The organism is Pseudomonas extremorientalis (assembly GCF_024584605.1).
In the GTDB taxonomy this organism is placed as follows: domain Bacteria; phylum Pseudomonadota; class Gammaproteobacteria; order Pseudomonadales; family Pseudomonadaceae; genus Aquipseudomonas; species Aquipseudomonas extremorientalis.
The window spans coordinates 4,075,453-4,100,612 of sequence record NZ_CP089519.1; the positions used below are offsets into that span (position 1 = coordinate 4,075,453).

The window sequence follows — 25,160 nt, forward strand, 5'->3', positions numbered from 1 at the left end:
TCAGGGTGGAGCGTTTTTCAGGCGCCCGGCAGTGTCGATACTGACGACCACCGACAACCCAGGCCGCAACCGCTCGCTCTCGGCCTGGTTCGGATCTACGGTGATCCGCACCGGCACGCGCTGGGCGATCTTCACGAAGTTGCCGGTGGCGTTGTCCGCCTGCAACAGGCTGAACTCCGAACCGGTGGCCGGGGAAATATGCTGCACCGTGCCGTGGAATTTGCGGTGGTTCAAGGCATCTACCGTGAAGGTCACCGGCTGGCCGACCTGCACGTTGTCCATCTGGGTTTCCTTCATGTTGGCAATCACCCACAGCTGCGGCGGCACCAGCGCCATCAGTTGCGCGCCGGAGTTGACGTAGGCCCCCAGGCGCACGCCAATCTGCCCCAACTGACCGTCACGCGGCGCAGTGATGCGGGTGTTGGACAGGTCGATACGCGCCAGCTCCACCGCGGCCTCGGCACTCGCTACGGCAGCTTCCAGGGAGCCACGGTTGACGATCACTGTCTGCAGGTCCTGTCGTGCGATTTCCAGGCTGGCCTGGGCTTGCGCCACGGCGGCGATGGTCTGTGCATTGGCGGCGCGGGTCACGTCCAGCTCGCGCCTGGACACTGAGCCGTCGCTGATCAGTTCTTCATTGCGGCGCAAATCGGCCGTGCTTTTGCGGGCTTGTGCCTGGCTGTCCACCAAGGCTGCCTGGCGCAGCTTGATGGTGGCTTCGGCGCTGTTGCGCTGCTGCACCACATTCGCCAGCGAGGCCTTCTGCACCGCCAGTTGCGCCAACGCCTGGTCCAGGCGCTGTTTGTAGATGCGATCGTCGAGGCGCACCAGCAGGTCACCGGCCTTGACGTGTTGGAAGTCCTGCACCGGCACTTCGAACACATAGCCGCTCAGTTGCGGGCCGATGATCGTCACCTGCCCACGCACCAGGGCGTTCTCGGTGGTTTCCACGGCGCTGCTGAACGGCGGCAACTGCCAGGCATACAACACGATCAGCACCCCGACAATGGCAATCGCGGCAAACCCCAGCGATGAGACGATGCGCACCCGCAGGGAACGTGGCTCGGTGACCGAGGCGCCTGGCGGCGTGGTGCCTTCCGGGGTGGCGGCGATGGCGTTGGTGGTCGTGGTGGTGGAAGTCGGTTCGGTCATGAAGAAGCGCCGCTGGGTTGAACGGGAGGGGCTGCTGTTTTGGTCGTGCTCATCAGCCACAGGCTGCGGATAAAGATCCAGATCATGGTCAGTATCGCGATGATCGCGATCAGCATGAAGACATCGTTGTAGGCCATCACGTTCGCCTCGCGGGTCGCCGCCGTGGCCAGGCTGCGAATGCCCATGAGGTTGCGCAACTCGGGGTCGGCGACAATGCCGCCATAGGCCGAACCGCCGCTCGATACCCGCGCGGCCACACGCGGATCGAGCAGGGTCAAGTGCTCGACGATCATGCTGGAGTGGTACTTCTCGCGCACGATCTGGAACGTGCCCAGCAACGCCGCGCCAATCAGGCCGCCGAGGTTCTGGCAGATACCGAACATCACCGAGAAACTCACCAGGTTGCGCGGGTTGGCCAGCACGTTCCTGGTGCCCAGCACCATGGTCGGCCCCAGGAAGAATGTACCGCCGAAGCCTAGCAGGAACTGGCTGACATACAGGTTCTGCGGCCGGGTCAGGTTGCTGGAAAAACTGTCCATCACCGACCCGGTGGCCATCAGAGCCAGGGAGATCACCAGCGGCATCAACAGGTGCGCGGGGTTGATGGTCAACGCACTCACCGCCAGCCCGGCAATCGCCCCCGCGAGCATCACCACATACAGGGTGTGCATCTGCTGGTAGCTCATGTTCAACATCTGCATGAAACCCACGGCGCCGGTGGACTGCTCGGACAACACCATGCGGATCAGGATCACCGCCAGCGCCAGGCGGATCATCACGCCACTGCCCAGCCAGCGGGTCATCAGCATCGGGTTGGCGCGGTTATGCTCGATGGCCAGGCCGGCCATGATCAGCACCAGGGAACAGGCCGAGGCCACGCCGATCCACGGTGCTTCCAGCCACCAGTCGATGCGGCCCAGGGACAGCACGGCGCAGAGCAAGGCGACACCGGTGGCAAGGATGGCGAAGGTGAGGAAGTCGAGTTTCTCGAAGGTCTTGAAGCGGTCGCCGGGCGGGAGTTTAAGCAGGAATACGCAGCCCAGGCAGATCAACGCCATGCCCAGTTCAAACAGATACAACCCGCGCCATTCAGCAATTTGCAGCAAGTCTTCGGAGAACAGGCGCGCCAGTGGCAACGCCAACTGCGCCGTACCCAACCCCAGCACCAGGGACTTCAAGCGCCACTTGGCCGGGAACGCCTGGATCATGTAGTACAAACCCAGCGAACTCAGCGCCGCCCCCACCATGCCATGGGCCGCGCGCACCGCGATGGCCGAGCTGAGGTCGTTGACGAACAAGTGGCCGAAAGTCACCAAGGCGTACAGCACCAGGAACACCTCGGTAAATGCACGCAGCCCGAACTGCTGGCGGAACTTCACCAGCAGCAGGTTCATGCACACGTTGGTCATCACATAGGCGGCGGGCAGCCAGGCCATTTCAGCGGTGGTCGCGCCGAGTGCGCCCTGCAGGTATTGCAGGTTGGCGATGACCAGCGCGTTTCCCAACCCACCGGTAATCGCCACCAGCACGCCCACCATCGCGAACAGCCAACGCTTGTGCGTCGGGTGCAGCGGCGTAGACGGCGAACCGGGCAGGCTCGGGCGCTCGTGGGGCTCCCAGGTGTGGGGGGTGTATTTGTTCATTCGATGACTCAGGTAAACCCATACTCAGAGACAGTAAACCTGAGCGGAGTTCATCTTGCCATGTCGAGGGCATAATTGATGCGAAGAACAGGCATCACCTGAAATGTGCGAGGGCAAGTCGACTCGGCGCCCTGCCCCCCCTGGGATGTCCTGCGTATTCAGATCCAGCCGAGCCAACTCCAGTAGGTCGCAGCGAATACCAGCATCAACAGGTAGCCAACCAGCGTCACCAGAACCCCCACCTTGGCGAACTGCCGCGCCGTGAACGTCCCGGTCCCCAGGCACACCATGTTCTGCGGCGCATTGATCGGCAGGATAAACCCGTAGCTCATCACAAACCCCAGGAGCATGGTCATGCCCAACCGGCTGAAATCCCCCGGCAAGGTCTGCAACACCGCGATCAGGATCGGCAACAGCGCCGAGGTCAACGCGGTGGCGCTGGCGAAGCCCAGGTGGATCAGGATCAGGAACGCACCAAGAATCGCAAACACACCCAGCGGCCCCACCTGGTCAAGCCCGGTATGCGCCACCACTTGCGCGCCCAGCCATTGCCCGGCCTGGGTGGTCAGCAGCGCCGTTCCCAGACTGATGCCTACCCCGAACACGATCACCGTTCCCCACGGAATGCGCGACTGCACATCCTTCCAGGTCATCACGCCGATACCCGGCAATAACAGGAACACCAGGCCGGCGTAGGTGGTCGAGGTGGTGTCGAAACTGTGCAGGCGCCCTTCCGTGGCCCAGGCCAGTAGCAGCAACACCGAAACGCTCAACAGGCGCTTCTGCGCGCCGGTCATCGGCCCTATCTCCACCAGTGACTGCGCCACCGCCTCTTTACCGCCGGGGATGCTGTCGGTCTCCGGCGGCAGCAACTTGAGCACGAGGAACAGCAACACCGCCGACATGATCAACGCCCACGGCGCGCCGGCAATCAGCCAGTCGATCCACGACACGCGCTGGCCAAGCATCTTGTCCATGAAACCGACGGTGAGCAGGTTCTGCGCGGCGGCGGTCTGGATGCCGACGTTCCAGATGCTGGTGCCCTGGGCCACCACGATCATGATGCCGGCGGCGATATTCGAGCGTTTGTCCACGCCGAACGCGGCGATCACGCCCATCATGATCGGCACCACGCAGGCACTGCGCGCCGTGGCGCTGGGCACCACGAGGCTGAGCAGCACCGTCACCGCAATCGCCCCCAGCAGGATGCGCCGGGTGCTGGTGCCGACCCGGCTCAGGGTCACCAAGGCGATACGCCGGTCCAGGCCGGTGTGGGTCATGGCTGCTGCGATAAACAGCGCCCCGGCCACCAGCGCCAGCGCCGGGTTGGAAAACCCGGTGAGCGCCATGCTGATCGCCGGGCTGGTGCCGATCACATGCGCGGGGTCCTGCAACGACGGCGCGGTGCCCAGCAGAAAGGCCATCAGCGACGTGATCATGATCGCACTGGCTTCATAGGACACCGCTTCAGTGATCCACACCACCACGGCAAACGCGAGGATCGCCAGCATGCGGTGCCCGGCGACCGGCAAGTCGGCGGGCACCGGCAACAGCAGCACCCCGGCCATCACCAACACGGCGACGACCAGGCCCAGGGGTAATTTGAAAGATGCCGCACTCATGGGCCACTCCAAGGCTCTAGATCAGGCCTTGAGCATGGGCTAAAAGCACCTGCGACGTGTTGACCTAGGCCAACAACTGGCTCAACACGGCCCGCAACTTGCCGGGCTTGACCGGCTTGTTCAGCAACGGCGCTTCCAACCGGCGCAACGCCCTACGGCACTGGTCGGTGCGGTCGGCGCTAATGATCACGGCCGGGATGTTCAGTTCGAAATGCTCACGCAGGTGCTTGACCACCGCACACCCCACCACCCCATGGTCGAGGTGATAATCGGCCAGGATCAGTTCCGGCGCCCTGCCCTCCAACGCCAGCAACGCTCCGGCCTGGTCGGTGGCGGTAACCACATCACAGCCCCATTGCCCGAGTAGCGCGCGCATGCTGTCGAGGATGCTCACCTCGTTGTCGATCACCAGCAGACGCCGTCCCGGCAGCGGGTTGCCGGTGGTCGGCTGGGCTGGCAACTGGCTGATCGGCAGAGGGATCTCGTTGCTCAACGGCACCTCGATACTGAACATCGAGCCACGTCCCGGCCACGAGCGTACGGCGATGGGGTAACCCAGGATCTCGGCGATCCGCTCGACAATCGCCAGCCCCAGCCCAACGCCTTTACGGTCCGCTGCGCGGCCGACGTCAAGCTGGTTGAACTCGAGGAAGATCGCCTCCAGCCGGTCCTCCGCAATCCCGCGCCCGGTGTCCCAGACCTCCAGGCGCAGGCCATCGCCCCGCTTACGCGCGCCCAACAGGATGCAACCTTCGTCGGTATAGCGACAGGCATTGCTGAGGAAGTTACGCAAAATCCGCGTCAGCAATCGCAAGTCGGTGTTGATCGCATAGCAGCCGGTGTGCACCCGCAGGCTCAACCCGGCCGCCTGGGCCACCGACTGGAACTCCGAGACCAGCGGCGCGAACAATTCGTCGAGGCGGTACAGCGCCACATCTGGCTTGACCGCCGCCTGGTCGAGCCGCGAGATGTCCAGCAAGTCGGTGAGCAAGTCCTCGGCGCCCTCCAGCGCCTGGTGCGTGCGCTCCACCAGCACCTGCTCGACGCTGGGCAACGACCGTTCACGCAAGGTGGCGATCAACAAGCGTGCGGCATTCAGCGGTTGCAACAGGTCGTGGCTGGCGGCGGCGAGGTATTTGTCCTTGCTGCGGTTGGCGGCCTGGGCGGCGTCGCGGGCGTCGCGCAGGTCCTGTTCGATCTGCTCGCGCTGGGCGATCTGCTGTTGCAGGTTGTGGTTGGCTTCCAACAGTTCATCGGTGCGTGCGGCGACCCGCTGCTCCAACTCGTCATTGAGACGGATATAGCGCTTGCGCTCAGCCTCCAGCTCATCCAGCCGCGCCGTGAGTTCCGGGTAATGGCTCTTGCGCGCCGACTGGTCGCCCAGCCCCAGCAACCCGGCGAGTGCGCGTTGCTGGTCGTCAGAGAGCTTCGCCATAGACGACCTCGACGTCACGCTGGCTCGACTCTCTCGGGTTGGTGAGGATGCACGGATCCCCCATCGCATGCTGGGACAGGAACGGAATATCCGCCACGCGCACACCATGCAGGCCAAGGGTTTCGTGGAAGCCGATGGCCCGCTTGAGCGCTATCAAATGCTCCACCAGCCGCCCGCAGATCTGCCGGTGATTGAGGCCGCGACAGTCGATGCCAAACGTCTCGGCAATCACCTTGAAACGCTCCGGCGCCGAGCTGTAGTTGAACGCCACCACATGCTCCACCAGCACTGCGTTGCACAGCCCATGGGGCAGGTCGAGGAAGCCGCCGAGGCTGTGGGACATGGCGTGCACTGCGCCGAGAATCGCGTTGGAAAACGCCAACCCGGCCTGCATGCTGCCGAGCATGATCTTCTCGCGCAGGGCGATGTCCGTAGGGTTCGCGATCATCTGCACCAGGTTGCCGTTGATCAGGCGCATTGCCTCCAGCGCATGGGGGTCGGTGAGTGGGCCGTGGCCGGTGGAAACGAACGCCTCGATAGCATGCACCAATGCGTCGATGCCGGTGCAGGCGGACAGGAACGGGTCCATGCTGGCCGTGGTTTCCGGGTCGATCAGCGACACATCCGGCACTACCGCCTTGCTGACGATAGAGAACTTCATGCGTTCCTGCTGGTTGGAAATGATCACGAACTGCGAGACATCCGCCGAGGTACCGGCGGTGGTGGGGATCAGGATCAGCGGCGGGCTGGGCACGCGAAGGGTGTCGACGCCCTCGAACTCAAGAATGCTGCGCCCGTGGGCCACCACGATGCCGATGGCCTTGCCGCAGTCCATCGGGCTGCCGCCGCCGATGGCTACGATCACGTCGCAGTGGTGTTCGCGGTACACCTCGGCGCCGGTCATCACTTCTTCGACACGCGGGTTGGGCGAGACGGCGCTGTACAGGCAGTAGTCGATGCCGAGGGCTTGCAGGCTGGCTTCCACATCGGCCACCCAACCGGCGGCGATCACGCCGGGGTCGCTGACCACCAGCACCTTGCGCGCGCCGAAGGTCTTGGCGTAGTTACCGACGTTGTGCCGGCAACCGGCTCCAAAGATGATTTCAGGCGAGACGAATTTACGCAGGAGGCTCAGATTTGGGCTCATTGGAAAGCCTGTTTTTATTATTTTGGAAGAATGCGCTCCACACTAACCGATCCGGCTGCGAATGCAATCAGACCAAAGAGGCATCCTTCCGACAGCTCCCGCGATCAACGGCTGGCGAAGTACATGGTCACTTCGAAGCCGATACGCAGGTCGGTAAACGCAGGTTTGGTCCACATGGGGGCAGTCCTCTTGTTGTTCCGGAAAATTCCGGTGGGGTCATTAATGCATGGGGGAGATGGGGCAGCGAATGCTACTTTCGAAGTATCAAGCGCACTGCATTAGTCGCGAATGTACAGAGGCCAAAATGTGGGAGGGGGCTTGCCCCCGATGGCAGCGGGTCAGTCAACATTTATGTCAATGACACACCGCTATCGGGGGCAAGCCCCCTCCCACAGGGGACCGCGTTGCAATCAGAGGGTCAGAAGAAGCCCAGCGGGTTGATGTCGTAGCTCACCAGCAGGTTCTTGGTCTGCTGGTAGTGATCCAACATCATCTTGTGGTTTTCACGCCCGACGCCCGATTTTTTGTACCCGCCAAACGCCGCATGCGCCGGGTACAGGTGATAACAGTTGGTCCACACCCGACCCGCCTTGATCGCCCGGCCCATGCGGTAGGCGCGGTTGATGTCGCGGGTCCACAGGCCGGCGCCCAGGCCGAACTCGCTGTCATTGGCAATCGCCAGGGCTTCGGCCTCGTCCTTGAAGGTGGTCACGCCCACCACCGGGCCGAAGATTTCCTCCTGGAACACACGCATCTTGTTGTGGCCCTTGAGCAGGGTCGGTTGGATGTAATAGCCGCTGGACAGGTCGCCTTCCAGGCGCTCGGCCGCGCCGCCGGTGAGCAGCACCGCGCCCTCTTCCTGGGCGATCTTGAGGTAGGACAGGATCTTGTCGTATTGCTGCTCCGAGGCCTGGGCGCCGACCATAGTCTCGGTGTCCAGCGGGTTGCCGCGCTTGATCTTGACGATCTTCTTCATCACCTCGGCCATGAACGGCTCGTAGATCGACTCCTGCACCAGCGCCCGCGAGGGGCAGGTGCACACTTCGCCCTGGTTGAAGAACGCCAGCACCAGACCTTCGGCCGCCTTTTCGATAAACGCAGGCTCGGCGCTCATGATGTCTTCGAAGAAGATGTTCGGCGACTTGCCGCCCAGCTCCACGGTGGACGGGATGATATTCTCGGCCGCCGCGTGCATGATGTGCGCGCCCACCGGGGTGGAGCCGGTAAAGGCGATCTTGGCGATGCGCTTGCTGGTAGCCAGGGCCTCCCCGGCCTCGCGGCCAAAACCTTGCACGATGTTCAGCACGCCGGGCGGCAGCAGGTCGCCGATCAGCTCGGCAAACACCATGATCGACAACGGCGTCTGCTCGGCCGGCTTGAGCACGATGCAGTTACCGGCGGCGAGTGCCGGCGCGAGTTTCCACGCCGCCATCAGCAATGGGAAGTTCCACGGGATGATCTGCCCGACCACGCCCAATGGTTCGTGAAAATGATAAGCCGCTGTGTGCTCGTTGATCTCGGCGGCCCCGCCTTCCTGGGCACGGATACACCCGGCGAAGTAGCGGAAATGGTCAGCGGCCAGGGGCATGTCGGCATTGAGGGTTTCGCGCACGGCCTTGCCGTTGTCCCAGGTCTCGGCCACAGCCAGCACTTCCAGGTTCTGCTCGATACGGTCGGCGATTTTCAGCAGCACCAGGGCGCGGTCCTGGGCCGAGGTCTTGCCCCAGGCATCGGCGGCGGCGTGGGCGGCGTCAAGGGCCTTATCGACATCGGCGGCGCTGGAACGCGGGAACTCGGCGATGACTTCACCGGTGACCGGCGAGGTATTGGTGAAGTACTCACCCTTGAGCGGTGCGACGAACTCACCGCCGATGTAGTTGCCGTAGCGCGGCTTGAAGCTGACGATGGCGCCGGGGGTGCCAGGTTGGGCGTAGATCATGGTGAGGCCTCTGCTTATTGTTGGGTGTTGATGGGCTGCATCTGGGTGCGTTCGTAGTGGGGGTACAGGTGGGTCACGCTGCGGGTCAGTTCATAGCGGCTCAGGTTGATGCCCGCGAATCGCTCGGGGATCGGGCTGCGGATCAGCTCTGGCATGTCGCTGCCATGGGCTGCCCCGTCGCGTAGCAATTGATCGAGCCAGGTGAGGTAGTCACGCATCTGTTCGAAGGGTTTGGCGTCGGTCGCAATGGGGCCGTGGCCGGGCACGATCAGGGTCCAGGGCAAGCCTTGCAGGGTGGCGATATCCGCCAGCCAGATCGCCAGCCCCGGTGAATGGGGCGTGGTGAGTGCGCGCTGGTAGAACACCAGGTCGCCGGCAAACAGCACGCCGGTCCTGCGGTCGAGGATCGCCAGGTCGGCGCCGGTATGGCCGCGCAGGTGTAGCAGTTGCAGGTCGTGGCTGCCGAAGGTTTTCACCCCCGCTGGCAGGGCTTCGGAGGGCAACACCACTTCGGTGCCGCGCATCCAGTCACCCACCATGCGGTACAGGTTCTCGGCCATGCTGTCGCCCTGCTCATGCAGCAAATTCTTGGTGCCGGCCACGGCGCCAATCGGTACATCCCTGAAGGCTTGGTTGCCCAGGCCGTGGTCGGGATGGTGGTGCGTCAGCAGCACCTGGATCACCGGTTTGTCGGTGACACGGGCGATGGCCTGGCGCAGGGCTTCGCCGTAGCGCCTGGACGGCCCGGTGTCGATCACCACCACGCCGGGCTCGGTGACGATGAACCCGACATTGACGATATTGCCGCCATTGTCCCTGGTGAAGTTGTCGGTGCTGCCTTCCAGCAGCCAGGTGTTATCGGCGATCAACCGAGGTTTGAGGACGTAATCCAGGTCCGCCAGCACCGGCAGGCTGAACAGCAGCAGCCACAGCACAATCCAGCGCAGGCTCATGGGATGGCCGCCTCGAACTGGTTGCCGCTGGTGTCGCGCAGGGTCAGGCGCGTGGGCTCGCGGCCTTCGATGTCGAAGGCCAGGCTGGGGTTTTCGCTGACGGCGGGGAACAGTTCCAGGCGTGCCAGCAGTTGGTTATCTGCGCCACGCAGCTCGGCCTGGTGGATAAAGAATTCGGGAATACCGCTGATCATGCCGTTATCCATCGGATGGGCAACTTGCAGTTTCACGCGGCTGAACTCGGCACGCGGGTAACGGCCGCCGAGCACTTCGCCCAGGTGTTCTTCCCAGCCGGGTTGGGTGCGCACCACGCTGGGCGCGGTGCAGCCGCCACCGGCGGCATCGATCAGGGCCGAGCCGACATGCCACATGCCATCCCGGGTGAGCACCGCTGCACGCAACGGCGTGGCCTGTTCGATACGAATCCGCAGCGACAGCCACGGCAGTACTGGCCCCAACGGCTGGAAATCGACGATCTGCGGCAGCGGGTTCAGCTCGGCCCAGGCAAGGATCTTCACCACGTCCCCCTTGAAGGCGCGGGCGTCGATCTCCAGCGGCACCTGGCGCGCATCCTCGGCGAACGGCGGCGCCAGGAGCTTCACCCGCTCGTCGAACACAAACGCTGCATTGTCGAGCAAGCGCTGGTGATAGTAGGCCCACATCACCGAGGGCACCGGGTCCACGGGCGCGCCCCAGGCCAGCATCGGCACACAGCACAGCCACCACCCGCGCAGGCCCATGGCTTACTCCTCGACGTGCACGCTGTCGAGGTAGGTGCGCACCGCCCACAGGGCTTCCTGGCTGAGGTAGTCGGCCATTTTCGGCATGTACACCCGGCCATCGCGCACGGCGCCGTGGCGCACACGTTCCACGAACCATTCATCGCCGGCGTCGCCGGCATCGAGCATGCGCAGGTCGGGGGCGATGCCACCGGACTTGGCTTCCAGGCCATGGCACGCCGCGCAGTTCTGGTTATAGGCCGACGCACCGACCTCCACCGCTTTGTCATGTTCGGGCGTGGTGCGATAGGGGTTGGTGGCGGCCCAGCCATCGGCGTCCAGCGGCACACCAGCGTCCTTGATCGGGGTGAGGCCTTTGGTTTCCACGGCGGTGGGCGTCACGTTGCCGTGAGCCCAGGCGGATCCACTACTGATTGCACTGGCGAGCAGGCAGGCGGTAATCAAGGCGTTGCGTTTTGTTGTCATTATTTTTCCCTCGGGAGTGCACGCAAAACCTCTTGGCAGAGGCTATGGCAACCATCTTAGGAAGCACCCGGCAGGACCCGTATGCTGCTTTGGTGGGCGGGTTCTCATCCGTTGGTAGCAGGCCTTGTGGGGCACTGCTAAATCAGAGGCGGTTCGGGAAATTGTCCCGGCAACACCGGGACTTTTTCCGTATTCGCCACGGCGTTCACATCGCACCCTGTGCAGGCCATAACCTCCACTGGGAACTGCAACCATGACAATAAGATCGCTACCCGCCCTCTCGCCGCTGAGCCTTGCCGTGCAGGCCTTCCTGCTGGTCGGCAGCCTGTCCTTGAGTGCGGCCAGCTTCGCCGCCGCCGAGCCTGCCAAACAGACCCGCAACGTCACCTGGGAAGACATCGCCAACGACCACCTGACCACCAAGGACGTGCTGCAATACGGCATGGGCACCAACGCCCAGCGCTGGAGCCCGCTGGCCCAGGTCAACGACAAGAACGTGTTCAAGCTCACACCGGCCTGGTCTTATTCGTTCGGCGACGAGAAGCAGCGTGGCCAGGAATCCCAGGCCATCGTCAGCGACGGCGTGGTCTACGTCACCGGCTCCTATTCCCGGGTGTTCGCCCTCGATGCGAAGACCGGCAAACGCCTGTGGACCTACAACCACCGCCTGCCCGACAACATTCGCCCGTGCTGCGACGTGGTCAACCGGGGCGCGGCGATCTTCGGCGACAAGATCTACTTCGGCACCCTCGATGCACGCCTGATCGCCCTCGACAAGAACACTGGCAAAGTGGTGTGGAACAAGAAGTTTGGCGACCACGCCGCTGGCTACACCATGACCGGCGCCCCGGTGCTGATCAAAGACAAGGTCAGCGGCAAGGTGCTGCTGATCCACGGCAGCTCCGGCGATGAATTCGGCGTGGTCGGCCAGCTGTATGCACGCGACCCGGACACCGGCGAAGAGGTGTGGATGCGCCCGTTCGTGGAAGGCCACATGGGCCGCCTGAACGGCAAGGACAGCACCCCGACCGGCGACGTCAAGGCTCCGTCCTGGCCGGATGACCCGACCACCGAAACCGGCAAGGTCGAGGCCTGGAGCCACGGCGGCGGCGCGCCCTGGCAGAGTGCGAGCTTCGATGCCGAGACCAATACCATCATCGTCGGCGCCGGCAACCCTGGCCCGTGGAACACCTGGGCGCGCACCTCCAAGGACGGTAACCCCCACGACTTCGACAGCCTCTACACCTCCGGCCAGGTCGGCGTCGACCCGAGCACCGGCGAAGTGAAGTGGTTCTACCAGCACACGCCGAACGATGCCTGGGATTTCTCCGGCAACAACGAGCTGGTGCTGTTCGACTACAAGGACAAGGCCGGCAAAGTCATCAAGGCCACCGGCCACGCTGACCGTAACGGCTTTTTCTACGTGGTCGACCGCAACAACGGCAAGCTGCAGAACGCCTTCCCGTTCGTCGACAACATCACCTGGGCCAGCCACATCGACCTGAAGACCGGCCGCCCCGTGGAAAACGAAGGCCAGCGTCCGGCCAAGCCGTTGCCGGGTGAAACCAAGGGCAAGCCGGTGGAAGTCTCGCCGCCGTTCCTGGGTGGCAAGAACTGGAACCCCATGGCCTACAGCCAGGACACCGGGCTGTTCTACATCCCGGGCAACCAGTGGAAAGAGGAATACTGGACCGAAGAGGTCAACTACAAGAAGGGCTCGGCGTACCTGGGCATGGGCTTTCGCATCAAGCGCATGTATGACGACCACGTCGGTACCCTGCGGGCGATGAACCCGACCACCGGCAAGGTGGTGTGGGAGCACAAGGAACACCTGCCGTTGTGGGCCGGCGTACTGGCGACCAAGGGCAACCTGGTGTTCACCGGCACCGGCGATGGCTTCTTCAAGGCCTTCGACGCGAAGACCGGCAAGGAGCTGTGGAAATTCCAGACCGGCAGCGGCATCGTCTCGCCGCCGATCACCTGGGAACAGGATGGCGAGCAGTACATCGGCGTGACAGTCGGCTACGGCGGCGCGGTGCCGTTGTGGGGCGGCGACATGGCGGAGCTGACCAAGCCGGTGGCACAGGGTGGGTCGTTCTGGGTGTTCAAGATCCCGAGCTGGGACCTGAAAACCGCGCAGAAGTAACCTCACCCTATATGCCGGGGTCATCCTTTGTGGCGAGCGGGCTTGTCCCGCGTTGGGCAGCGAAGCGGCTCCCGGCTTTTCTCCAGCACCAACGAGCCGTCAGGTTTTGGGGCTGCTGCGCAGCCCAACGCGGGGCAAGCCCGCTCGCCACAACAAGCCCGCTCGCCACAACAAGCCCGCTCGCCACAGCAAGCCCGCTCACCCCAGGATCCCCAGAGGTCTCGCGATGAAATATCTGCCATTTTTAATCCTGCTATCCCTGCCCTTGGCTCACGCCGACGAGGGTGACGACGCGCCGCTGGTCATCAACGGCTGCACCCTGGCCGCACACAGCCAATGCCCCGGTGCCAACCTCAAGGGCGCCGACCTGAGCAACCAGGACTTGAGCAAAATGAACCTGGCCGGTGCAGACCTGCGCGATGCCGATCTGCGCCACGCCAACCTCGACCTGGCCAACTTGGAAAAAGCCCAGCTGCAAGGCGCCAACCTGACCCGCGCCAGCCTGCAACAAGCCAACCTGCGCCTGGCCGACTTCACCGGCGCCACGCTGATGGCCGTGCAAGGCTGGGGGCTGTTCGCCCAGGGTGCGCAGTTTGAAAACGCCAACCTCAGCGCCGCCTACCTGCAATTTGCCCGGCTGTCGGGGGCCAAGCTGCACCACGCCAACCTGCGTGCGGCCGACCTGGAGATGACCTGGCTGAGCAAGGCCGACCTGCAAGGCGCCGACCTCAGCGACGCCAACCTGCAAGAAGCCAAGTTCGGCGAAAGCAACCTGGAAAAAGCCACGCTCACCGGGAGCCGCCAGCACTATGCGAATTTCCAGGATGCGAATATGGACGGTTGCAAGGATTGCCCGACCACCTGGGATCGTTAACCCGCCACCCGCACCACCCCCATGTCGATACCCAAATGCACCAACTCGGCATGGGAACTCACCTGCAACTTACTCTTGAGCAAGGTCAGGTGATTGGACACGGTCTTGCTGCTGATACTCAACTGAGCGGCAATCGCGCGCGTCGGGGTGCCCTTGGCGAGCATCAGGAAAATCTCCAGCTCACGCTGGGTCATGCTTTGCAGGCGCCGGTCGGTGGGGTGGTAAGCCAGCTGGGTGGCCAGGTCCTGTTCAATATAGGTGTGGCCGTCAAGAATGCGCTCGACCGCATCCAGCATCACCGCCGGCAACGCGCTTTTAGTCAGGTAGCCGGACGCACCGGCCTCCAACGCCTGGCGCACCAGGGGCAACTCGGCATGCTGGCTGAAAAACAGCACGCGCAATTGCGGCAGGCGCTGGCGCAGACGGCGGGTGGTTTCCAGGCCGCTGATACCCGGCAGGCCAAAGCCGATGATCACCAGGTTGGGTACCGCTTCGTGCACCCGCGTCAAGGCGTCCTCGCCACTCGCGGCTTCGCGCACCACCACACCCGGCAGCCCGCTGCGCAACAGGCTGGCGTAACCCAGGCGGACCACGGCGTGATCATCGACCAGCAGGATGTTCATAGTGCCTCCCATGGCAGTACCTCTGGCCATGCTAGAACCCCGGGGACCAATGGGACCTACTACTTTGGTACTGGTTTTGCTGTCTATCGTCGCATTCCCAAGGCAGCGGGACTGGCGTGTAATGGGGGCATAACGATAAGGACCGGACCCGCCATGCTGCCCGCTAGACTGCCACTTGCGGCACTGTTGTGCCTGTTCATCACGCACGTACAGGCCGACACTCCACTGTTTTCCGCCGATGGCTACCGCATCAGCCTGTACCGCAGCCCCACGCCCGAACACCTGCCCGGGGCCGTCATTGTCGACACACCTGCCCTGCAAACGCTGTTGGCCCAGATGCCCGCACCGGTATTGATCGACGTGTACCGCCGCCCGTGGCTACAGGGTCGTTTCATCGAAGACCAGCCCCACGCCAACCTGCCCGGCAGTCACTGGCTGGCCAATACCGGCGACGGCGACCTCACGCCCGAGTGGCAAGGTTACTTTGTGCGCCACCTTTACAAATACACGGGCGGCAACCTGGACCGCCCGCTGGTGTTCTACTGCCGCGCTGATTGCTGGCTGAGTTGGAACGCGGTAAAACGGGCCGCCAACCTGGGCTATACCTCTGTGTATTGGTACCGCGATGGTTTGGATGCATGGGAAGCGGCAAACCTGCCAGTGATGGCTGCGACACCCGAACCCTTTGAATAAAAAACCACAACAAGAAGGTGAACGGCCATGTACAAAATCCTGATCGCCGATGATCACCCGCTGTTTCGCGAGGCGATCCACAACGTCATCAGCGACGGTTTCCCCGGCAGCGATGTGCTGGAAACCGCCGACCTGGACAGCGCCCTCGCCCTGACCCAGGAACATGACGACCTCGACCTGATCCTGCTGGACCTGAACATGCCCGGCATGCACGGCCTCAACGGCCTGATCAACCTGCGCAACGAGTCGCCGACCATCCCGGTGGTGATTGTCTCGGCCGAGCAGGACAAACAGATCGTGCTGCAGGCCATCACCTACGGCGCAGTGGGCTTTATCACCAAGTCATCACCGCGCCTGCAAATGACCGAGGCGATCCAGCAGATTCTCAACGGCAATGTGTACCTGCCGCCGGACATCATCCGCACCCAGAAAAACACCGGGCAGCGGCGGATGAACGACAGCCCGGGGTTTGCCCCGGAGCTGTTGCAGGCACTGACCCGTAAACAATTGCTGGTGCTGGAGCGGATGACCAAGGGCGAATCGAACAAGCAGATTGCCTATACGCTGGAGATTGCCGAGACCACGGTGAAGGCCCATGTGTCGGCGATTTTGCGCAAGTTGAATGTGCATAACCGGGTGCAGGCGATACTCAGTGCCGGGGATATCGATTTCGGCTCGTACCTGCGCCGCTGACGGTCTGACACACCACCAGTCAACTGTGGGAGGGGGCTTGCCCCCGATAGCGGTGCGTCAATCAATGGATGTGCTGACTGACACTCTGCCATCGGGGGCAAGCCCCCTCCCACAGTTGATCTGCATTTGGTCAGGGCCGGCTGAGCAGGTGGCTCATGGCGGTTTTCAGCTTCATGGGCCTGACGGGGTTGTGCATCAAGGTATGCCCCAACTCACGTATCTGCTGCTTCAATTCTCGGCTCGTACCTGCGTCGCTGACCCTTTGACACACCACAAATCAACTGTGGGAGGGGGCAAGTCCCCTCCCACAGTTGATCTGCATTTTGTCAGGGTCGGCTGAGCAGGTGACTCATGGCGGTTTTCAGCTTCATGGGCCTGACAGGCTTGTGCATCAAGGTATGCCCCAACTCACGTATCTGCTGCTTCAATTCTCGGCTCGTACCTGCGTCGCTGACCCTTTGACACACCACAAATCAACTGTGGGAGGGGGCTTGCCCCCGATGGCAGAGTGTCAGTCAGCACATCCATTGATTGACGCACCGCTATCGGGGGCAAGCCCCCTCCCACATTTGATATGCATTTCGTCAGGGCCGGCTGAGCAGGTGGCTCATGGCGGTTTTCAGCTTCATGGGCCTGACGGGCTTGTGCATCAAGGTATGCCCCAACTCACGTATCTGCTGCTTCAATTCATTGCTGTAGTTGGCGGTGATCATCAACGCCGGCACCGCGCTCCCGCGCCGGGCGTTGATGCGGGCCACGGCGTCCACGCCGTTCTGGTCGTCGTCCAGATGGTAATCGGCAATCAACAGGTCCGCCTCGGCATGGTAGTTGTCCACCTGCCGCGCCAGGTCCTGTTCCGACAGCGCCGTGATCACCCGGCAGCCCCAGCCTTCGAGCAAGGTACGCATACCCGCGCAGATCGCCGCGTCGTTATCCAGCACCCACACCCGGGCACCTTGCAGGCGCTCGAGCAACGGCTCGCTCATGGAAGGCGCAGGCAGCGACTTGGGGGCCGTGGCGCTCAACGGTACCTCCACCGAGAACATCGAGCCTTTGCCCGGCCAGGATCTGACGCTGATACGATGGCCGAGTATCCCGGCGATCTTTTCCACGATGGCCAGGCCCAGGCCCAGGCCGCGGTCCTGGTCCGGTCGCTGCACGTCGCCGCGTTTGAACTCCTGGAAAATCTCCTCCAAGCGCTCTTGGGCAATCCCCATGCCGCTGTCCCACACCTGGATCAACAGGCGCTGCTGCTGACGCCGGCAACCCAGCACCACCCGCCCCTGGTAGGTGTAGCGAATGGCATTGCTGAGCAGGTTGCGCAGGATCCGCGCCAGCAACTGGATGTCGCTGCGCACCAACGCGGAGCAGCCGACAAAGTGCAGCGCCAGGCCTTCGGCGCGGGCCAGCTGGGTGTACTCGGCGGCGAGGTTGTCGAGCAACTCACTCAAGGCGAACGGCGCGATATCGGCCTTGATCACGCCAGCATCCAGCTTGGAAATATCCACCAGGGTCCCCAGCAGGTTTTCCACGTCTTCCAGGGAGTTGCTCACATTGCGCACCAGGGCTTCGCTGGGACGCTCCAGCAAGGCACTGGTGAACAGCCGCGCCGCATTCAACGGTTGCAACAGGTCATGGCTGACGGCGGCGAGAAACTTGGTTTTCGACAGGTTGGCCTGCTCGGCCTCGAGCTTGGCTTCGCGCAGGCGGGTTTCCATGCGACGGCGCTCGTCAATTTCCTTGAGCAACTGGTCATTGAGCGACGTAAGCTCCGAGGTGCGCTGGGCCACGCGCTGTTCCAGATGCTGGTAGGCCTGGTGCAAGGCTTCGGCCGTGCGGCGGCGTTCGGTGATATCGCGGATCAACACGAAGATCCCCACCACCTCGCCACTGGCCAGCATATTCGGGACATAGGAACGCAGCATGTAGCGTTCCTGGTGGTTGATGTTGGTTTCGGCGAACTCGAAGGTCACGCTCTCCCCCGCCAAGGCACGGGCGACGTAGGCGTCCAGGCGCTGGCAATGCTGCTCGCTGTGCACTTCGCGCAGGCTCTGGCCGAGCATCATGCCGCGCGGCCAGCAGTACCATTCTTCATAAACCTTGTTGGTGAACTCATAAACCAGGTCGGCATTCAGGTAGCCGATCAGCGCCGGCACGTTGTCGGTGATCAGGCGGATCCAGCGCTCGCTCTCCTGGGCTTTCTGCGCCGCCGCCTGTTCGCCACGCAGCGTTTCGGCACGCAGGCGGGCGTTGATCAGCAGGTGGTTGCTGGCCTTGAGTTCGGCCATCGCCTGGTTCAACGCGTCGGTGCGCTCGCGCACTTGCTCGGCCAGCACCACCGAATGCTGGAAGGTGGTGTAGGGGTTGTTGCCCTGGGGCATGCCGGACTCGATGCGCTCGATCAGCGCCACATTGATCCGCGCCAGCTTGAGGTTGTCCTGTTGCAGCCGGGCCAGTTGAGCGGGCAGATCAGCGCCGGCCTCGGGCAATGGCGACCCCGGTGAAGGTCTGGTTGATGTGCATGCCATTGAACTGTTCTCCGTAGGTGTTGAAACCCATCACCCGCTGGTCCCGCAAGTAACCGCCGAGCTGTTCGAGGGTGCCGTTGTCCTCCAGCTCCAGGCGGCGCAAAAAGCAATCGCAGCCGATGGTCAGCAACAGGTCGCCGAGGCGCGCTTGCAGGCCGTCGAACAGAGCCTGCAGGTTCGGCAGCAGCGGGCCGGGCGTCATCACCGTCAGCACGATGCCGTTTTCCACCGCACAGTAGAAACTCAGGCTGAGGTCTTCATGCACCTGCTGGATAGCGCGCACGTAGTATTGGTCGTGGATACGCACCGCCAACGGGTGGGCGGCGAACGTGCGGTGGTCGAGGTCGGCCACCGCCACGCCGATATGCCGCGCGTACTCTTCGGCGGCGGGCTCGGCGTTGAGCTCGAACACGCGGCGTGACGCGCTGTCGGCGCCGGTCACCACCAGCTTTTCCGTGCGCGGCAGGATATGGTGGGTGGTGAACACCTCGAAATCCAGCCAGGTGTTGACCAGCATCACCACCGCCGCGCCGCTGTGGAACACGCCGTTGAAGTACACGTGGGTGTGGGTGAGGAAGTTGTCGTCACCGGCCGAACCGCCGAAATGCGGGATATCCCCAAGAGCCGCGCTAAGGGCGGCGAGGACCATTTCTTCGCGGCTGGACAGGCCGTCAAGCAGGGTCAGCGCAAACGTGTTGCCCTTGATCGGCGCCAGGGTGTTGCTGCGACAGCCGCCGACCAGACGTTCGACCATGTCCTGGGCACCGATCAGGCTGAAGTGCTCGACCTGATCGATCAGCTCGGTGGCGATGGAAAAGTGCGCGTGGTTAAAGCCCATCGCGGTGATGCAATTACGGCCGTAGCCTTGGGGCGTGATTTCTCCGGCGCTGGTGCAGCCGACCACACGCACCTTGCCGAAGCACTGTTGCAGGGCCTGGCCAAGGGCCTGGAGGTCGTAGGACGCGGAACAGAAAAACAGCACAAAACCCAGGTACGGGTGCAGCAGTTGCTGGGCCAATTCCTCGGCGGCCTGCCCGGCATCGGTGGCCTGGGACATGGCGCTGACTACGCCTTCACTGTTGTGCATCGTTGCCTCCCCCTCTGAAGCATCAGTGTACGAAGGGCCTGGGCATGGGCCTATGCTACTTGGGTACTGGGTGGGGGATGCGATGGGATGAGGCTTTCAAGACCACTCTCTCAAAAGCCAATGGAGATCCAATGTGGGAGGGGGCTTGCCCCCGATTGCAGTGTATCAGTCGATGCATGAGTGATTGATCCACCGCTATCGGGGGCAAGCCCCCTCCCACATTTTGATTGCATTTCAGATGACTACCACGTGAGGACAGCACCTACGGCAAAGGTATCGGTGTCTTCATTTTGGGCATGGGTGTCATGCGCCTCGATCTGGAACTGGTTGTACTCCGCCACCAGCTTCAGGTTGTCGCCGAGCTTGAGGTCGTCCACCTGCTTGGTCATGTTGAAGCCCAGGTAGTTGGGCAAGAAGCCCATCTTCACACGCGACTGGCGGCGGTCGTATTGGTCACCGGCACGGTCGACGTCACTATTGACGTAGAAGGCGTTGATGTAGCCATCGGTGGAGAAGGTGGTTTCGTCCTTGTCGTACAGCATGATTTCGGCGTCGGCGAATGGGCTGAGGCCCAGGCCGAGGATAAAGGCAGGTAACAGACGCAGGGGGACGTTCTTATTATTATGCATGGTGCGCTCCGCAACGGGGACTTGATGTCGGAGGCGATTATCAAAAGGAGGTGGGCCATGGCATACGCTGCCTTGGCCCTGATTTGCGGATGCTTTGGAAAGGCAGCGGGTGCCCGGCAAGTTCGGTTTAGTCCAGGCCCGGCACTTAGGATGTAAGACCGGCCTTGACCAACATGCCCACGGCCACCACGACACACAGGCTGGCAAACCCCACTTGCAAGGTACGCGCAGGAATCACCGAACACAGGCGCCGACCGGCGAGCATGCCGCCGATACTCGCGGCGATAAACACCCAACCCACCGGCTCGATGCGCACACCGGCATGCAACGCGCCGGCCACGCCGATCAACGACAGCAGGCTGATCACCATCAGGGAGGTGGCGACGATGCCTCGCATCTGCACGTCGGTGAGTTGCTTGAATGCCGGCACGATCAGGAAGCCACCGCCGACACCGAGCAAGCCGGACACCGCACCGGTCACTGCGCCAAGAGCGGCCAGGGTCGCGCTGCATTTGGCAGTCCAGGCCAGGCGCCCGGTGTGCTGGTCGAGCATGCAGTTCTTCTGGCCCCAGGAGGCGGTGCCGTGGTCACTCGGCCCTGCCTCGGGTTTTTCCCGCTGCAACATGCGCCAGGCCACCAGCACCATCAATGCGCTGAACAGCCCCATCAACAGGGCTTCCGGCAATTGGTGGGCGAGATACACCCCCACCGGCGAAAACAGCGCGCCAAGCAAGGCGATCAGCAACGCCGCGCGGTAGCGCACCAGGCCATGGCGCAAACCATCGACCGCCCCCACCGCAGCCGCCGCGCCCACGGCGAGCAGTGACACCGGCGCCGCCTGGGTCATGCTCAAACCCAGGCCCAGCACCAGCGCCGGCACCCCGAGGATGCCGCCACCGGCGCCGGTCAGGCCCATGACCAGGCCCATCAACAATCCCAACACACTGGCGAGCAGCATTCAGTCCACCTTGCTCAGGCGGGTCAGCCATTCGCGGCCCTTGAGCATGCCGTTCCAGTAGAACCACGGCAGCAAGGTCGCCTTGAGGAACCACATCGAACGACGCGCCCGGGTCGGGTCCAGGGGAAAGGTCGGCAGCAGCTTGCCGCCATAGCCAAACTCGGCGAGCACCACCTTGCCCTTCTCCACCGTCAAGGGGCAGGAACCGTAGCCGTCATATTTGAGCGGCAACGGCGCCTGTTTGCGCAGGGCCAGCAGGTTTTCGGCAACCACCACGATTTGCTTGCGCACCGCTGCGGCGGTCTTGGCGTTGGTGGTGCCGCACACGTCGCCCAGGCCGAAGATATGCGGATACCGCAGGTGCTGCAGGCTATGGGGGTTCACCTCACACCAACCGGCGGCGTCGGCGAGTGGGCTTTGGCGGATAAAATCCGGGGACACTTGCGGTGGCACCACGTGCAGCAGGTCGAAGGTTTTCTCCTCGACGCGGACGTTACCCTCGGGGTCCTTCACCTCGAACCAGGCCTTGCGCGCAGGGCCATCGACTTTCACCAGGTTGGCATTGAACGCCAGGCGGGCGTTGTATTTTTCCACGTATTTCATCAGCGGCGGCACAAAGGTCGCCACCCCGAACAGTGCGGCGCCGGCCAGGTTGAATTCGACGTCGATATTGTTCAGCGTGCCCTGTTTGAGCCAGTGATCGCAGGACAGGTACATGGCTTTCTGCGGCGCACCCGCGCATTTGATCGGCATGGCCGGCTGGGTGAAGATCGCCTTGCCGCCCTTGAGTTGCTGCACCAACTGCCAGGTGTAAGCAGCGTGCTGGTAACTGTAGTTGGATGTGACGCCATGTTTGCCCAGGGAGTCTTGCAGCCCCTCGACCTTTTCCCAGGCCAGGCGCAGGCCGGGGCAGACGATCAGGTTGTTCCAGGTGACGCGCTGACCGCTGTCGAGCACCAGGGTCTGCGCATCGGGCAGCAGTTCGGTGACGGCGGCCTGTACCCAGGTGACGCCATTGGGCAGGACGTCGGCCAGTGGGCGGCGGGTTTTCTTCACGTCGTAGGCACCGCCGCCGACCAGGGTCCAGGCGGGCTGGTAGCAGTGGTGGTCGCTCGGTTCGATCAGGGTGATATGCAGGTGGGGATCGCGCTTGAGCAGGCTGGCCAGCAGGCCGATGCCCGCCGAGCCGCCGCCGATGACTACGATATCGCCACTGATGGTAGGGCCCCAGTGTTGGTCGGTCATGGTCTATCGCCTTTGTAATACATGCACACAAGGGTCGCTGCCGGATGGCGTCACGCCCAGCTTTTTATGACCGCGCCGCAGTACAGCCCGGACAGGGTCTTCATCACTTGAATCACTTCATGGCTGGCCAGCCCGTAGAAAATGTATTTGCCTTCCCGACGGGTGGCCACCAACCCTTCGTCACGCAGGATGCCCAACTGTTGTGACAGCGTGGGCTGGCGCACGCCGGTCAGGGCTTCCAGCTCGCCGACATTGCGCTCGCCCTGGGTCAGCTGGCACAGGATGAGCAAGCGATCCTCATTGGCCAGGGCCTTGAGCAAGGAGCAGGCCTTGGACGCCGATGCGCGCAACTGGGCAACTTCGCCTTCACTCAGAGTAGATTCCATTTGCCTCGGGTCCTTTGTGTCACTTAAGCTCGAAACATTATGTGAAAACGTAAACTGATTGTAACTACTTTTTTCTCCATCGGGGACGTTCGCCATGCCAGCGTTGATTCAAGCCTTTCTGGACGAGGCATCGTCGACCTACACCTACGTCGTCTATGAAACCGACGGCGGCCCGTGCGCCATTGTCGACTCAGTGCTCAACTACGATCCGGCCTCGGGGCGCACCGACACCGCCCAGGCCGATAACGTCATCGCGTTCGTGCGCGAGCACGGCTTGCAGGTGCAGTGGCTGCTGGAAACCCACGCCCACGCCGACCACCTGTCGGCGGCGCCCTACCTGCGCCGCACCTTGGGCGGCAAGATCGCGATTGGCCAGGCCATCAGCAAAGTCCAGGGTGTGTTCAAGCACCTGTTCAACCTGGAGCCGGAATTCCGTGTGGATGGCTCGCAGTTCGATCATCTGTTTGCGCCGGATGAGGTGTTTCATATCGGCAATATCAAGGCCCAGGCGCTGCATGTGCCAGGGCATACACCGGCGGACATGGCCTACCTGATCGACGGCCGATTGATCCTGGTGGGTGACACGCTGTTCATGCCGGATGTCGGTACCGCCCGCTGTGATTTCCCCGGCGGGGATGCGCGGCAGTTGTATGCATCGATGCGCAAGTTGCTGGCCTTTCCGTTGGAAACCGAACTGTACGTGTGCCATGACTACCCGCCCGAAAGCCGCGAGGCGAAGTGCCGGACCACAGTGGCCGAGCAACGCGCAGGGAATATCCATGTGCATGACGGCGTGGATGAAGCGGCGTTTGTAGAAATGCGCACCCGACGCGACGCCGGGCTGGGGATGCCGACGCTGCTGCTGCCGGCGATCCAGGTGAATGTGCGGGCGGGGAATATGCCGCCGGCGGAAGATAACGGGGTGGTGTACCTGAAGATTCCGCTCAACCAGCTCTGAATCGCGCTTACTCAAAGTACGACGACTTGGAGGGCGCAAGCCCCGACCACAATTCGTCGACATGCTTGAAGCCCCACTCCTCGGCGCTTTCACGGCCGATGATCTTGTCCGGTTGCTCAGCCAGGTTCAGCACCGACTGGGGAATCGGTATGCCTGAATGCGCCGAAAAGAACACCTTGACCTTGGGGGTCAGCAGCGACGCGGGGCTTTGTTCGACGACCACGCCAATGCGCCCGCTTTCCAGGCGCACCAAGGCGCCGATGGGGTAAATACCTACGCAACGGACAAACGCCTGGAACACCCGGGCATCGAAGTGTCCCTTCCATTCGGCCATTTTCTGGATCGCCTCCGCGGGCCCCCACCCTTGTTTGTAGGGGCGCTCCGAGGTGATCGCATCATAGACATCGCACACCGCGCCCATTTGCGCGAACAGGCTGATCTGGTCCTGCGCCAGGCCAAGGGGATAGCCGCTGCCGTCGGATTTCTCGTGGTGATGCAAGCACACATCCAGCACCAGGGCGCTGATCTGCGGGCATAGCCGCAACATCTGCGCGCCTTCCACCGGGTGCTGGCGTACGGTACAGAACTCCGCCTCGGTCACCCCGGCCGGCTTGCTCAAGATCTGCTCGGGAATGGCCATTTTCCCAACATCATGAAACAGCCCCGCCAACCCGGCTTCCTGGACCAGTTCCGGCGACAGGTTCAATTGCCGCGCCAGCGCGATCATCAAGCCACTGACCGCGACGGAATGCATATAGGTGTATTCATTGGCCTTTTTCAGGCGCACCAGGCTAAGCAAGGCATGGGGATGACGCAGCATGGAGCGGGAGATGTCCTCCACCAGGCTGGCCACTTGACGAACCTCCACCGCCCGCCCCATGCGCAGGTCACTGAACATACTGACCACGGCACGCTTGGCGACCGCGCACACCTTCACTGCGCGCGCCACCTCCGCTTTCATCTCCACCGGGGCAGGCACCCGAGCGCGGGGTGTGGCAGGTTGTTTGACCGTGACCGGCGCCGGTGGGGCCGGTTGGGGTTCGTCGCAGCCTTTTGCGGTATCGATCCAGACCCGCTGGACCTGCGACGTCAGCAAACGCTGCCGGTCCTCTTCACGGTCCAATAAAAAGCTGCTCTTCCAGAACCCATGGCCGATCCACGGGCCGTCCAGTTTGTGTAGATACATTCCCAGCATCACTTGGGAACACGCAATACACTTGAGCATTTATCATCCCCCCAAAGGC

The 25,160-nt window shown here is 62.9% G+C and carries 22 protein-coding genes and 3 pseudogenes; 5 read left to right on the plus strand and 20 right to left on the minus strand.

The genetic code is table 11. The features are described 5' to 3' along the window. The 10 genes from LUU92_RS18245 to pedF form a co-directional block, all read right to left on the minus strand. Positions 1 to 1,152: an HlyD family secretion protein gene (locus LUU92_RS18245; RefSeq protein WP_071492068.1), complete on the minus strand. Its 1,152-nt coding sequence runs from the start codon at positions 1,150 to 1,152 to the stop codon at positions 1 to 3. Then, positions 1,149 to 2,795, minus strand: coding sequence for an MFS transporter (locus tag LUU92_RS18250; RefSeq protein WP_071492069.1), 1,647 nt, complete (start codon positions 2,793 to 2,795; stop codon positions 1,149 to 1,151). The genes LUU92_RS18245 and LUU92_RS18250 overlap by 4 nt, the downstream gene beginning before the upstream one ends. 158 nt (positions 2,796 to 2,953) lie before the next feature. Further along, entirely contained in the window at positions 2,954 to 4,417 is a 1,464-nt protein-coding gene (locus LUU92_RS18255) for a DASS family sodium-coupled anion symporter (protein ID WP_071492070.1), read from the minus strand. A gap of 64 nt (positions 4,418 to 4,481) precedes the next feature. Beyond that, complete coding sequence (locus LUU92_RS18260) at positions 4,482 to 5,852, minus strand: ATP-binding response regulator (protein WP_071492071.1); 1,371 nt, start codon at positions 5,850 to 5,852, stop codon at positions 4,482 to 4,484. After that, entirely contained in the window at positions 5,836 to 6,999 is a 1,164-nt protein-coding gene (gene ercA / locus LUU92_RS18265; protein ID WP_071492072.1) for an alcohol dehydrogenase-like regulatory protein ErcA, read from the minus strand. The genes LUU92_RS18260 and ercA overlap by 17 nt, the downstream gene beginning before the upstream one ends. 104 nt (positions 7,000 to 7,103) lie before the next feature. Beyond that, positions 7,104 to 7,175, minus strand: coding sequence for a pyrroloquinoline quinone precursor peptide PqqA (gene pqqA / locus LUU92_RS18270; protein ID WP_010209364.1), 72 nt, complete (start codon positions 7,173 to 7,175; stop codon positions 7,104 to 7,106). Between the two features lie 242 nt (positions 7,176 to 7,417). Then, positions 7,418 to 8,938: an acetaldehyde dehydrogenase ExaC gene (gene exaC / locus LUU92_RS18275; RefSeq protein WP_071492073.1), complete on the minus strand. Its 1,521-nt coding sequence runs from the start codon at positions 8,936 to 8,938 to the stop codon at positions 7,418 to 7,420. Positions 8,939 to 8,952: 14 nt separating this feature from the next. After that, positions 8,953 to 9,891 (minus strand): quinoprotein relay system zinc metallohydrolase 1, encoded by a 939-nt coding sequence (locus LUU92_RS18280; RefSeq protein ID WP_371322024.1) that lies wholly within the window; start codon positions 9,889 to 9,891, stop codon positions 8,953 to 8,955. After that, positions 9,888 to 10,631 carry a quinoprotein dehydrogenase-associated SoxYZ-like carrier gene (locus LUU92_RS18285; protein WP_071492074.1) on the minus strand — a complete coding sequence of 248 codons (744 nt, stop codon included), beginning with the start codon at positions 10,629 to 10,631 and terminating at the stop codon, positions 9,888 to 9,890. Before LUU92_RS18285 ends, LUU92_RS18280 begins: the two co-directional genes overlap by 4 nt. Before the next feature lie 3 nt (positions 10,632 to 10,634). Further along, complete coding sequence (gene pedF / locus LUU92_RS18290; protein WP_071492075.1) at positions 10,635 to 11,096, minus strand: cytochrome c-550 PedF; 462 nt, start codon at positions 11,094 to 11,096, stop codon at positions 10,635 to 10,637. Positions 11,097 to 11,349: 253 nt separating this feature from the next. On the opposite strand from pedF, the gene exaA reads away from it, so the two are divergent. Both exaA and LUU92_RS18300 read left to right on the plus strand, forming a co-directional pair. Continuing rightward, the gene (gene exaA, locus LUU92_RS18295) at positions 11,350 to 13,242 is read left to right on the plus strand and encodes a quinoprotein ethanol dehydrogenase (RefSeq protein WP_083351482.1); all 1,893 of its coding nucleotides are present in this window, start codon (positions 11,350 to 11,352) and stop codon (positions 13,240 to 13,242) included. 226 nt (positions 13,243 to 13,468) lie between these two features. Beyond that, a complete protein-coding gene (locus LUU92_RS18300) occupies positions 13,469 to 14,116 on the plus strand; it encodes a pentapeptide repeat-containing protein (protein ID WP_071492077.1) in 648 nt (215 codons plus the stop codon). Here LUU92_RS18300 and LUU92_RS18305 read toward each other — a convergent pair. Then, positions 14,113 to 14,739 (minus strand): response regulator, encoded by a 627-nt coding sequence (locus LUU92_RS18305; protein ID WP_257102437.1) that lies wholly within the window; start codon positions 14,737 to 14,739, stop codon positions 14,113 to 14,115. The two genes, LUU92_RS18300 and LUU92_RS18305, sit on opposite strands and share 4 nt — an antisense overlap. A gap of 153 nt (positions 14,740 to 14,892) precedes the next feature. Here LUU92_RS18305 and LUU92_RS18310 point away from each other — a divergent pair, with 153 nt between their 5' ends. Continuing rightward, a complete protein-coding gene (locus LUU92_RS18310; RefSeq protein WP_071492079.1) occupies positions 14,893 to 15,432 on the plus strand; it encodes a PQQ-dependent catabolism-associated CXXCW motif protein in 540 nt (179 codons plus the stop codon). 27 nt (positions 15,433 to 15,459) lie between these two features. Then, positions 15,460 to 16,125 carry a response regulator transcription factor gene (locus LUU92_RS18315; RefSeq protein WP_071492080.1) on the plus strand — a complete coding sequence of 222 codons (666 nt, stop codon included), beginning with the start codon at positions 15,460 to 15,462 and terminating at the stop codon, positions 16,123 to 16,125. A gap of 130 nt (positions 16,126 to 16,255) precedes the next feature. Here the strand turns inward: LUU92_RS18315 and LUU92_RS29250 are convergent. The 8 genes and pseudogenes from LUU92_RS29250 to LUU92_RS18345 form a co-directional block, all read right to left on the minus strand. After that, positions 16,256 to 16,375: pseudogene (locus tag LUU92_RS29250) on the minus strand (hypothetical protein); the annotation flags it as partial. A 76-nt stretch (positions 16,376 to 16,451) separates the two neighbouring features. Next, a pseudogene (locus tag LUU92_RS29255) lies at positions 16,452 to 16,571 on the minus strand (hypothetical protein); the annotation flags it as partial. A 138-nt stretch (positions 16,572 to 16,709) separates the two neighbouring features. After that, a complete protein-coding gene (locus tag LUU92_RS18320; protein ID WP_175486689.1) occupies positions 16,710 to 18,653 on the minus strand; it encodes a PAS domain-containing hybrid sensor histidine kinase/response regulator in 1,944 nt (647 codons plus the stop codon). After that, positions 18,595 to 19,740 (minus strand): nitric oxide-sensing protein NosP, encoded by a 1,146-nt coding sequence (nosP, locus tag LUU92_RS18325; RefSeq protein ID WP_093124293.1) that lies wholly within the window; start codon positions 19,738 to 19,740, stop codon positions 18,595 to 18,597. The genes LUU92_RS18320 and nosP overlap by 59 nt, the downstream gene beginning before the upstream one ends. A gap of 299 nt (positions 19,741 to 20,039) precedes the next feature. Beyond that, a pseudogene (locus tag LUU92_RS18330) lies at positions 20,040 to 20,369 on the minus strand (porin); the annotation flags it as partial. Between the two features lie 145 nt (positions 20,370 to 20,514). Continuing rightward, a complete protein-coding gene (locus LUU92_RS18335) occupies positions 20,515 to 21,327 on the minus strand; it encodes a sulfite exporter TauE/SafE family protein (protein WP_071492085.1) in 813 nt (270 codons plus the stop codon). Then, the gene (locus tag LUU92_RS18340; protein ID WP_071492086.1) at positions 21,328 to 22,572 is read right to left on the minus strand and encodes an NAD(P)/FAD-dependent oxidoreductase; all 1,245 of its coding nucleotides are present in this window, start codon (positions 22,570 to 22,572) and stop codon (positions 21,328 to 21,330) included. 50 nt (positions 22,573 to 22,622) lie between these two features. Next, positions 22,623 to 22,958 carry an ArsR/SmtB family transcription factor gene (locus LUU92_RS18345; protein WP_005789341.1) on the minus strand — a complete coding sequence of 112 codons (336 nt, stop codon included), beginning with the start codon at positions 22,956 to 22,958 and terminating at the stop codon, positions 22,623 to 22,625. 94 nt (positions 22,959 to 23,052) lie between these two features. Here LUU92_RS18345 and LUU92_RS18350 point away from each other — a divergent pair, with 94 nt between their 5' ends. Beyond that, entirely contained in the window at positions 23,053 to 23,916 is an 864-nt protein-coding gene (locus tag LUU92_RS18350) for an MBL fold metallo-hydrolase (protein ID WP_071492087.1), read from the plus strand. 7 nt (positions 23,917 to 23,923) lie between these two features. Here the strand turns inward: LUU92_RS18350 and LUU92_RS18355 are convergent, their stop codons facing one another. Then, positions 23,924 to 25,141 carry a cyclic di-GMP phosphodiesterase gene (locus tag LUU92_RS18355; RefSeq protein ID WP_257102438.1) on the minus strand — a complete coding sequence of 406 codons (1,218 nt, stop codon included), beginning with the start codon at positions 25,139 to 25,141 and terminating at the stop codon, positions 23,924 to 23,926. Between the last annotated feature and the right edge of the window lie 19 nt (positions 25,142 to 25,160).

Bases quoted from the DNA above. Each gene is read 5' to 3' on its own strand.
- LUU92_RS18260 (WP_071492071.1), bottom strand. From the start codon at position 5,852: ATGGCGAAGCTCTCTGACGACCAGCAACGCGCACTCGCCGGGTTGCTG.
- LUU92_RS18345 (WP_005789341.1), bottom strand. From the start codon at position 22,958: ATGGAATCTACTCTGAGTGAAGGCGAAGTTGCCCAGTTGCGCGCATCG.
- exaC (WP_071492073.1), bottom strand. From the start codon at position 8,938: ATGATCTACGCCCAACCTGGCACCCCCGGCGCCATCGTCAGCTTCAAG.
- ercA (WP_071492072.1), bottom strand. From the start codon at position 6,999: ATGAGCCCAAATCTGAGCCTCCTGCGTAAATTCGTCTCGCCTGAAATC.
- LUU92_RS18250 (WP_071492069.1), bottom strand. From the start codon at position 2,795: ATGAACAAATACACCCCCCACACCTGGGAGCCCCACGAGCGCCCGAGC.
- LUU92_RS18245 (WP_071492068.1), bottom strand. From the start codon at position 1,152: ATGACCGAACCGACTTCCACCACCACGACCACCAACGCCATCGCCGCC.
- LUU92_RS18305 (WP_257102437.1), bottom strand. From the start codon at position 14,739: ATGAACATCCTGCTGGTCGATGATCACGCCGTGGTCCGCCTGGGTTAC.
- LUU92_RS18320 (WP_175486689.1), bottom strand. From the start codon at position 18,653: ATGGCATGCACATCAACCAGACCTTCACCGGGGTCGCCATTGCCCGAG.
- LUU92_RS18300 (WP_071492077.1), top strand. From the start codon at position 13,469: ATGAAATATCTGCCATTTTTAATCCTGCTATCCCTGCCCTTGGCTCAC.
- LUU92_RS18355 (WP_257102438.1), bottom strand. From the start codon at position 25,141: ATGCTCAAGTGTATTGCGTGTTCCCAAGTGATGCTGGGAATGTATCTA.
- LUU92_RS18340 (WP_071492086.1), bottom strand. From the start codon at position 22,572: ATGACCGACCAACACTGGGGCCCTACCATCAGTGGCGATATCGTAGTC.
- LUU92_RS18255 (WP_071492070.1), bottom strand. From the start codon at position 4,417: ATGAGTGCGGCATCTTTCAAATTACCCCTGGGCCTGGTCGTCGCCGTG.
- pedF (WP_071492075.1), bottom strand. From the start codon at position 11,096: ATGACAACAAAACGCAACGCCTTGATTACCGCCTGCCTGCTCGCCAGT.
- nosP (WP_093124293.1), bottom strand. From the start codon at position 19,740: ATGCACAACAGTGAAGGCGTAGTCAGCGCCATGTCCCAGGCCACCGAT.
- LUU92_RS18280 (WP_371322024.1), bottom strand. From the start codon at position 9,891: ATGAGCCTGCGCTGGATTGTGCTGTGGCTGCTGCTGTTCAGCCTGCCG.
- LUU92_RS18335 (WP_071492085.1), bottom strand. From the start codon at position 21,327: ATGCTGCTCGCCAGTGTGTTGGGATTGTTGATGGGCCTGGTCATGGGC.
- LUU92_RS18310 (WP_071492079.1), top strand. From the start codon at position 14,893: ATGCTGCCCGCTAGACTGCCACTTGCGGCACTGTTGTGCCTGTTCATC.
- exaA (WP_083351482.1), top strand. From the start codon at position 11,350: ATGACAATAAGATCGCTACCCGCCCTCTCGCCGCTGAGCCTTGCCGTG.
- LUU92_RS18350 (WP_071492087.1), top strand. From the start codon at position 23,053: ATGCCAGCGTTGATTCAAGCCTTTCTGGACGAGGCATCGTCGACCTAC.
- LUU92_RS18315 (WP_071492080.1), top strand. From the start codon at position 15,460: ATGTACAAAATCCTGATCGCCGATGATCACCCGCTGTTTCGCGAGGCG.
- LUU92_RS18285 (WP_071492074.1), bottom strand. From the start codon at position 10,631: ATGGGCCTGCGCGGGTGGTGGCTGTGCTGTGTGCCGATGCTGGCCTGG.